At 44.8% G+C, this 562-nt stretch carries 1 protein-coding gene; it reads right to left on the reverse strand.

Annotated elements, in window-relative coordinates; translation table 11 throughout:
• A partial coding sequence (locus QYM41_RS17735; protein WP_368801087.1) for an SU10 major capsid protein occupies positions 1 to 480 on the reverse strand: 480 nt, incomplete at its 3' end.
• Positions 481 to 562: the final 82 nt, after the last annotated feature.

Consider the following 562-nt stretch of genomic DNA (forward strand, 5'->3'; position numbering starts at 1 on the left):
AGCAGCAAATGGGTTACGCAGACGCAAGCCACATTCAGCTTCAATCATCCACTTCTCGTTGGAACCAGTTTTAGCTAGTTGAGTACGAGTGAATGGACGAAGGACCATCTGTGTAAAATCACGAGCATCATAGATATAGATGATATCTTCTTCAGCGAAGCGGTTCGGAATAAGAGTGAAGCGACAACCCAGCGGGTCAACGATTTCAGATACGTAAGTACTTACTTTAGTATCAGAAGCTCCATCAAACATACGAACACGATTTTTACCAGAACCCTGAGCTTCCATCAGAGAGGAAAAGAACTGAGCATGTTTAGGGTGGTACATAATCACTGTTGGACAAGCACCAGCAAGATATAACTGATAGGTCAAGTCAAACAGAGCAGCTTCCGTCAGAGCTGGAGTTTCTTTGTGAACAACAGCACCAGTATCCGGGTCAGAAACATTCAGACCAGCAATCAAAGTAAGGAACACATCCATACGTGGACCGAAGTGAGATGGACTTGGTTGAGCACCTGTGTTAGGGTTTACATTAGAACCAGTAGCACCAGCACTTGGGGTT

This window comes from Kocuria oxytropis (genome assembly GCF_040981195.1).
GTDB classification, from domain to species: Bacteria; Actinomycetota; Actinomycetes; order Actinomycetales; family Micrococcaceae; genus Kocuria; species Kocuria oxytropis.